Source organism: Streptomyces sp. NPDC055140 (assembly GCF_053607285.1).
Window position 1 is genome coordinate 1 of the sequence record NZ_JBSGTG010000007.1, and the last position, 7,183, is coordinate 7,183.

8 protein-coding genes are annotated in these 7,183 nt (G+C 68.5%); 4 read left to right on the forward strand and 4 right to left on the reverse strand.

Annotation, left to right across the window (positions count from 1 at the left end):
* Positions 1 to 355 precede the first annotated feature (355 nt).
* Positions 356 to 574 carry a hypothetical protein gene (locus ACWFR4_RS15510; RefSeq protein WP_100594289.1) on the reverse strand — a complete coding sequence of 73 codons (219 nt, stop codon included), beginning with the start codon at positions 572 to 574 and terminating at the stop codon, positions 356 to 358.
* A gap of 198 nt (positions 575 to 772) precedes the next feature.
* Entirely contained in the window at positions 773 to 2,155 is a 1,383-nt protein-coding gene (locus ACWFR4_RS15515; RefSeq protein ID WP_382473626.1) for a glycine--tRNA ligase, read from the reverse strand.
* A gap of 197 nt (positions 2,156 to 2,352) precedes the next feature.
* Between ACWFR4_RS15515 and ACWFR4_RS15520 the strand changes: the two genes are divergently transcribed.
* Genes ACWFR4_RS15520 through ACWFR4_RS15535 form a run of 4 tightly spaced genes read left to right on the forward strand, consistent with a single transcriptional unit; the run spans position 2,353 to position 5,480 of the window.
* Positions 2,353 to 3,309 carry a metal ABC transporter substrate-binding protein gene (locus tag ACWFR4_RS15520; protein ID WP_453465477.1) on the forward strand — a complete coding sequence of 319 codons (957 nt, stop codon included), beginning with the start codon at positions 2,353 to 2,355 and terminating at the stop codon, positions 3,307 to 3,309.
* Between the two features lie 17 nt (positions 3,310 to 3,326).
* Positions 3,327 to 4,109: a metal ABC transporter ATP-binding protein gene (locus ACWFR4_RS15525; protein WP_453652860.1), complete on the forward strand. Its 783-nt coding sequence runs from the start codon at positions 3,327 to 3,329 to the stop codon at positions 4,107 to 4,109.
* Position 4,110: 1 nt separating this feature from the next.
* Entirely contained in the window at positions 4,111 to 5,007 is an 897-nt protein-coding gene (locus ACWFR4_RS15530) for a metal ABC transporter permease (protein ID WP_266564433.1), read from the forward strand.
* Positions 5,008 to 5,066: 59 nt separating this feature from the next.
* A complete protein-coding gene (locus tag ACWFR4_RS15535) occupies positions 5,067 to 5,480 on the forward strand; it encodes a Fur family transcriptional regulator (protein WP_266670367.1) in 414 nt (137 codons plus the stop codon).
* A 60-nt stretch (positions 5,481 to 5,540) separates the two neighbouring features.
* Here ACWFR4_RS15535 and ACWFR4_RS15540 read toward each other — a convergent pair whose 3' ends face one another.
* Together ACWFR4_RS15540 and recO are read right to left on the reverse strand one after the other, a co-directional pair.
* Positions 5,541 to 6,362 (reverse strand): isoprenyl transferase, encoded by an 822-nt coding sequence (locus ACWFR4_RS15540; RefSeq protein WP_453465481.1) that lies wholly within the window; start codon positions 6,360 to 6,362, stop codon positions 5,541 to 5,543.
* A 23-nt stretch (positions 6,363 to 6,385) separates the two neighbouring features.
* Entirely contained in the window at positions 6,386 to 7,135 is a 750-nt protein-coding gene (gene recO, locus ACWFR4_RS15545; RefSeq protein ID WP_116513067.1) for a DNA repair protein RecO, read from the reverse strand.
* Positions 7,136 to 7,183 lie beyond the last annotated feature (48 nt).

The following is a 7,183-nucleotide window of genomic DNA, read 5'->3' on the forward strand; positions in this document are numbered from 1 at the left end:
TTCCTCGGTGCCTTTCAGGTTTCCGCTCCGGCCTTTCGGCTTTTCGCGTTTCCCTTTCCGGCGGTTCCGACTCTATCAGATCCTTTCGGGCCTGATTCCCAGTCAGTGGGGCTTGTCTTCGCGGCTGTTGGGCCGTTCCGACGTTCCAAACTTTAGCGGATTCCCCCGGCGGCGCCTAATCGGGCCATCGAGTCCACCGCGAATTGAATTCGGGCGTGCCGAATTCACTCCCGGTGGGAGATCGTGCTGCTTGTTTGGGTGCCGCTTGAGCGGCGGAGGTGCTGTCGCGGGGCCGACTGGCCGGGTGACAACTCGGAGGACTCTAGAGATCTCCGGGCCCCGTGTCAATTCGGCCCTACTGGGGCCCCTGGGCCGACGGGTCCACCGTCGCCTGGTGCTCCTGGGCGAGGTGCTCCTCTGCCTTGAGCCAAGGCAGGAACTGGGCGGGTTTTCGCCAGCCGCAGGTGTCGCATCTGATGGTGCGGCGCGGGCCCGAGCGCTGTACCCGCACCGTGTGCTCCCGGCCGTGCTGGTCCCAGCGGCTGACCTTGCTCGTGGTGGTGTTCGGCAGCATGACGCCTCCTCCGCGTCCCCTGTGGGCGCGTGTTCCGCAAGGAGTGTGCAGCAAGAGCAATATCAACAGGGGGGTTTCTGTGGTGCGTTGTGCGTCTCGCCGGCGCCCCCGGCCACCCGGGGACGACGGAAGCGGTCCAGGAGCGCGATGTGCACGCTCCTGGACCGCTTCTGTGGTGCCCGGTTCCCCGAGGGGTGATCAGCAGCCGACGAGGCGCGTCGCCAGGTAGCCCTCGATCTGGTCGAGGGAGACACGCTCCTGCTTCATGGTGTCGCGCTCGCGAACCGTGACGGCGTTGTCGTCGAGGGTGTCGAAGTCGACGGTGACGCAGTACGGCGTGCCGATCTCGTCCTGGCGGCGGTAGCGGCGGCCGATGGCGCCCGCGTCGTCGAAGTCGATGTTCCAGTTCTGGCGCAGCGCGGTGGCGAGTCCCTTGGCCTTCGGGGACAGCTCCGGGTTGCGGGACAGGGGCAGGACCGCGACCTTGACCGGGGCGAGGCGGTGGTCGAAGCGCATGACGGTGCGCTTCTCCATCTTGCCCTTGGCGTTGGGCGCCTCGTCCTCGACGTAGGCGTCGAGCATGAAGGCGAGCATGGAGCGGCCGACACCGGCGGCGGGCTCGATGACGTACGGGGTGTAGCGCTCGCCGGCTTCCTGGTCGAAGTAGGAGAGGTCCTGGCCCGAGGCCTTGGAGTGCGCGGAGAGGTCGTAGTCCGTGCGGTTGGCGACGCCCTCGAGCTCGCCCCACTCGTTTCCGCCGAAGCGGAAGCGGTACTCGATGTCAGCGGTGCGCTTGGAGTAGTGGGAGAGCTTCTCCGCCGGGTGCTCGAACCAGCGCATGTTCTCCTCGCGCATGCCGAGGCCGGTGTACCAGTTCCAGCGCTGCTCCATCCAGTACTCCTGCCACTGCTCGTCCTCGCCCGGCTTGACGAAGAATTCCATCTCCATCTGTTCGAACTCGCGGGTGCGGAAGATGAAGTTGCCGGGCGTGATCTCGTTGCGGAAGCTCTTGCCCATCTGGGCGATGCCGAACGGCGGCTTGCGGCGCGAGGTCTGCTGGACGCTGGCGAAGTTGGTGAAGATGCCCTGGGCGGTCTCGGGGCGCAGGTAGGCGATGGAGCCGCTGTCCTGCGTGGGGCCGAGGTGCGTGGAGAGCAGACCCGAGAACTGCTTGGGCTCGGTGAAGGTGCCCTTGTTGCCGCAGTTGGGGCAGTTGAGGTCGGTGAGGCCGTTCTCCGGCAGCTTGCCGTGCTTGGCCTCGTACGCCTCCTCCAGGTGGTCCGCGCGGTACCGCTTGTGGCAGGAGGTGCACTCGGTGAGCGGGTCGGTGAACGTGGCGACGTGGCCGGAGGCCTGCCAGACCTCGGTCGCCAGGATCACGGACGAGTCGATACCGACGACGTCCTCGCGCGAGGTGACCATGTAGCGCCACCACTGGCGCTTGAGGTTTTCCTTCAGTTCGACGCCCAGCGGCCCGTAGTCCCAGGCGGCACGCTGGCCGCCGTAGATCTCGCTGCACGGGTAGACGAAGCCACGGCGCTTGCTGAGGCTGACGATGGTGTCGATCTTGTCGGCGGCCACGGTGCTCTCTTCATTACGACGACGACGAAGCTGCTGCTTCAGAGCGAATGCGAATGCTTCAGGTTACCGGCGGCGTGGGGCTCCGGATCAAATCGGTTGGGGGGCCGGAGCCCGGGCTGGGGTGGGATGCCCGTTTCGGTGTGATCGCGGCGACGGCTTGTTGACAATCGTTTCCAGATTTGTTGAAAATGAGTGTCATGAACGTACGACGCCTCATACCCACCGCCGCCGTCGCCTCCGTCACCGTGCTCGGCATCACGGCCCTGTCGGCCTGCTCCGCCTCCTCGGGTGACGGCAGGAACAGCGACGGCAAGCTCGCGGTGGTGGCGTCGTTCTATCCGATGCAGTACCTCGCGGAGCAGATCGGCGGGGACCACGTCGCCGTCACCAATCTGACCAAGCCCGGCCAGGAGCCGCACGACCTGGAGATCAGCGCGAAGCAGACCGCGCAGCTCCAGGACGCGGGTGTCGCCCTCTATCTCAAGGGCCTCCAGCCGGCCGTGGACGACGCGATACAGCAGTCCGGGATCAAGACCAAGGTCGATGCCGCCTCCCTGACGCATCTGGAGAAGCACGGCACCGAGGTCGGCGGGCACGCCGAGGAGCACGACCACGAGCACGGCGGCGAGGGCGGCCGGGACCCGCACATCTGGCTGGACCCGGTGAAGTACGCCGAGGTCGCCGAGGGTGTGGGCAAGGCCTTCGAGAAGGCCGACCCGGATCACGCGACGGCGTACAAGAAGAACACCGCGGCGCTGGTCGGCAAGCTCGACGGGCTGAACACGCGGTTCGAGGACGGGCTGAAGAACACCGATTCGAAGGTGTTCATCACGACCCACGCGGCCTTCGGCTATCTCGCAGAGCGGTACGGGCTCACCGAGGAGGCCATCAGCGGCCTCGATCCGGAGAGCGAGCCCAGCGCGGCGCGTGTGAAGGACCTCCAGAACATGGCGAAGGCCGACGGGGCGACCACGGTCTTCTACGAGACCCTCGTCAGCGACAGGACGGCGAAGACCGTCGCGGGCGACGCGGGCCTCAAGACCGATGTGCTCGACCCGCTCGAGGGCATCACCGACAAGTCCAAGGGTGACGACTACATCCAGGTCATGGAGTCGAACCTGAGGGCCCTGCAGACGGCGCTCGGCGCCAAGTGACCACGGAGGACAGCGGCATGGACGCATCGGTGAAGGCCGGCGAGCCCGTCATAGCCCTGCGCAGCGTGACGGCCGAGCTCGGCTCGCGTCCCGTGCTGCGCGGCATCGACCTGACCGTGCGCCGCGGTGAGGTCGTGGCCCTGCTCGGCGCCAACGGTTCGGGCAAGTCGACGGCCGTGCGCACCGTGATCGGCCAGGTGCCCGTAAGCAGCGGCGAGGTCGAGATCTTCGGTACGCCGCGTCGGCGGTTCCGGGACTGGGCGCGGGTCGGTTACGTGCCGCAGCGGACGACGGCCGCGGGCGGGGTGCCGGCCACGGTCACCGAGGTCGTGTCCTCGGGGCGGCTGGCGCGGGCGCGCTTCGGTCTGCTGCGCAAGGCGGACCGTGAGGCGGTGCGCCGGGCGCTGGACCTGGTCGGGATGGCCGACCGTGCCAAGGACTCGGTGGACGCGCTCTCCGGCGGCCAGCACCAGCGCGTTCTCATCGCACGCGCCCTGGCCTCCGAGCCCGAGCTGCTGATCATGGACGAGCCGATGGCGGGCGTCGACCTGGCGAGCCAGGAGATCCTCGCGAAGACGCTGCGGGCACAGGTCGAGACCGGCGCGTCCGTGCTGCTCGTCCTGCATGAGCTGGGCCCGCTGGAGCCGTTGATCGACCGTGCGGTCGTGCTGCGCGACGGCTGCGTCCTGCACGACGGGCCGCCGCCGGAGGCGGTCGGCCAGCACGCGCTGCCGGGTCACGACCACGTCCACCCGCACACCTCGGACCCCACCCCCGTACGCACAGGACTGCTGAGCTGACATGGAATTCCTCGACTCCGCCTTCATGCAGCGGGCCCTGCTCGCCGCGGTCCTGGTGGGCATCACGGCCCCCGCGATCGGCATCTATCTCGTCCAGCGCCGGCAGGCCCTGATGGGCGACGGCATCGGCCATGTCGCGATGACGGGCGTCGGCCTCGGCTTCCTGCTCTCCACGTCGCCCGTGTGGATGGCTATGGCCGTCTCCGTGGTCGGCGTGGTGATCATGGAACTGATCCGCTGGTACGGGAAGACGCGCGGTGACATCGCGCTCGCGATGCTCTTCTACGGGGGTATGGCGGGCGGCGTGATGCTGATCAACCTCGCCCCCGGCGGTTCCACGGCCAACCTGCAGAGTTATCTCTTCGGCTCGCTGTCGACGGTCTCGCAGAGCGATCTCGTGTCGATCTGCGTCCTCGCCGGATTCGTCGCCGTGGTCACGATCGGTCTGCGCCGGCAGCTGTTCGCGGTCAGCCAGGACGAGGAGTTCGCCCGGGTCACCGGCCTGCCGGTGCGCGTCCTGAACCTGCTCGTCGCGGTGACCGCGGCGGCGACCGTCACCGTCGCGATGCGCGTCGTGGGTCTGCTCCTGGTGTCCGCGCTGATGGTGGTCCCGGTGGCGGCCGCGCAGCAGCTCACGCGGAGCTTCGCGGCGACGTTCGCGATCGCCGTGGCCATCGGCGTCACCACGACGCTGGGCGGCACGATCACCAATTACTACGTCGAGATCCCGCCCGGCGCGACGATCGTGCTGTTGACCATCGCGGCGTTCATCGTCTTCAGCCTGATCGCCACTCCGCTGGCCAGGCGCAGGGCGCGGGCGGCGGCGAGCGCGGCCGGTGACCCGGCGGAGTGCGCGATTCCAGGCCGGATCCCCGGTCAGGCCAAGGCCGAGGTCTGACCCGCGCACCGTGCGGCCTGGCACAATGGGCCGCCAGCAGTAAATCCGAGGAGGCAACAGTGGGAGCCCCGGTTCGAGGCAGGTCGACCCGCCAGCGTGCGGCCGTGGCGGCGGCGCTCGACGAGGTGGACGAGTTCCGCAGTGCCCAGGAGCTCCACGACGTCCTCAAGCACAAGGGTGACTCGGTGGGTCTGACGACCGTCTACCGCACCCTGCAGTCCCTGGCCGACGCGGGCGAGGTCGATGTTCTGCGCACGTCGGACGGCGAGGCCGTCTACCGGCGCTGCTCCAGCGGCGAGCACCACCATCACCTGGTGTGCCGGGTGTGCGGCAAGGCGGTCGAGGTCGAGGGGCCGGCCGTGGAGAAGTGGGCCGAGACGATCGCCGCGGAGCACGGGTATGTGAACGTGGCGCACACGGTGGAGATCTTCGGTACGTGCGCGGAGTGCGCGGGCGCCGCCGCGGAGAGCTGAGCGCCGTTTCTCGCGTGTGCTGTGGGGGGGTACTTCCGAGTACCCCCCACAGCCGTCTGATCAGCTGTTGGCGATCTCTTCCTCGTTCGGGACGGCTCCGCCGAAGCGGCGGTCCCGGGAGGCGTACTCGAGGCAGGCGCGCCACAGGTCACGGCGGTCGAAGTCGGGCCACAGGACGTCCTGGAAGACCATTTCGGCGTAAGCGCTCTGCCACAGCAGGTAGTTGGAGGTGCGCTGCTCGCCGCTGGGGCGCAGGAACAGGTCGACGTCCGGCATGTCCGGGTAGTAGAGGTACTTCGCGAAGGTCTTCTCGCTGACCTTCGACGGGTCGAGGCGGCCCGCCTTCACGTCCTCGGCGATGGCCTGCGCGGCGTCGGCGATCTCGGCGCGGCCGCCGTAGTTCATGCAGAAGTAGAGGGTCAGCTTGTCGTTGCCCTTGGTCTGCTCCTGGGAGATCTCCAGCTCCTGGGCGACCGACTTCCACAGCTTGGGCATGCGGCCCACCCAGCGCACCCGTACGCCCAGCTCGTCGAGCTGGTCGCGGGTCTTGCGGATGAAGTCGCGGTTGAAGTTCATGAGGAAGCGGACCTCGTCGGGTGAGCGCTTCCAGTTCTCCGTGGAGAAGGCGTAGAGCGAGATCGCTCCGACGCCCATCTCGATCGCGCCCTGGAGGACGTCCATGACCCGCTCGGCGCCGACCTTGTGGCCCTCTGTGCGCGGCAGCCCGCGCTCCTTCGCCCACCGGCCGTTGCCGTCCATCACGATGGCGACGTGCTCCGGCACCAGCTCGCCGGGGATCTTCGGCGGCCGCGCGCCCGTCGGGTGCGGTTCGGGCGTCTTGTACTCACGGCGGGACCGTCCGAGGATTCCGCGACGTGCCATGTGGGCTCTCCCCTAGCTCAGTTCTAGCTTTTCTCTACGTAACGCAGGGAGCGCAGTCCGCGCTCCAGGTGCCAGTGCAGATACGCCGACACCAGTCCACTGCCCTCTCTCACGAAGCGTGCCTCGCACGCGTCCGCCGTCTCCCAGTCGCCGGTCAGCAGCGCACCGAGGAGGACGAGGGCCTGCGGTGAGGGTACGACGCTGCCCGGTACCCGGCAGTCGACGCAAACCGAGCCGCCCGCGCCGACGGAGAAGAAGCGGTTGGGGCCCGGGAGTCCGCACTTGGCGCAGTCGCCGAAACTCGGGGCGTAACCGTTCACGGCGAGGGAGCGCAGCAGGAAGGCGTCGAGGACGAGGTGGGGTTCGTGCTCGCCTCTGGAGAGGGTCCGCAGTCCGCCCACCAGGAGCAGGTACTGCTGGACGGCCGGCTCACCCTCGTGGTCGGTGAAGCGCTCGGCGGTCTCCAGCATGGCGGTGCCGGCGGTGTAGCGGGCGTAGTCGCTGACGATGCCGCCGCCGTAGGGGGCGATGGTCTCGCTCTGGGTGCACAGGGGCAGCCCGCGCCCGATCAGCTCGCTGCCCCGCGCGAAGAACTGCACGTCGACGTGGGAGAACGGTTCGAGCCGGGCGCCGAACTTGGACTTGGTGCGCCGCACACCGCGCGCCACGGCGCGCACGCGCCCGTGATTGCGGGTGAGCAGCGTGATGATGCGGTCCGCTTCGCCCAGCTTCTGGGTGCGCAGCACGATGCCGTCGTCACGGAACAGACTCATCGCACACCCCCGCGGGGTTCCGGCCGGGGGTACGGGGGTCGACCCCCG